Source organism: Methylobacterium sp. E-041, assembly GCF_022829665.1.
Classification (GTDB): domain Bacteria; phylum Pseudomonadota; class Alphaproteobacteria; order Rhizobiales; family Beijerinckiaceae; genus Methylobacterium.
In genome coordinates this window covers 1-478 of the sequence record NZ_JAKSYQ010000099.1, presented here as the reverse complement: position 1 = coordinate 478, position 478 = coordinate 1, and the positions used below count along the sequence as shown (strand labels likewise).

The following is a 478-nucleotide window of genomic DNA, read 5'->3' as shown; positions in this document are numbered from 1 at the left end:
CCCTGCTGCACGTCTTCGCCGACCGCATACAGGTCTACCGACGCGACAAGGGTGACCGCCAGGACCGGAGCGATGCGGTCTTCGCGCTGCACGGCCAGGACGACCTGCGGATGGTGGCCGTGAGCTGATGGACGTAGAGGTTGCGATCGTTGCCCCAACCGTTGTCGGCGTTGTCGATGAACTTCACAGCGACATCGTGAGCGCCTGAGCCGAAGTTGCCCGTCAGGGTGATGTCCTGGGTCTGAGCAGCAGCATGCGAAGCAGAGGTGGTCAGCACACCGCCGACCTGCTTGCCGTCGACCGTCACGGTGAAGTGCGGATCACCCTGCCAGTTGTCGCCAGAGACCTTGAACACCAAAGTGTCACTCTGCACCGTCGTTGGTAGCGTCGTCGTCGAAGCTGGTGCGGTGCTCTTCAGGTTGAACAGCAGGGTGTCGGAACCTGTGTTGCCAGCCGCATCCGTCTGGCTGGCTAGGAT

General features: G+C 62.3%; 1 pseudogene. It reads right to left on the bottom strand.

The features are described from left to right. Positions 1–175 precede the first annotated feature (175 nt). Positions 176–307 (bottom strand): annotated as a pseudogene (locus MKK70_RS31045) (1,3-beta-glucanase); the annotation flags it as partial. Between the last annotated feature and the right edge of the window lie 171 nt (positions 308–478).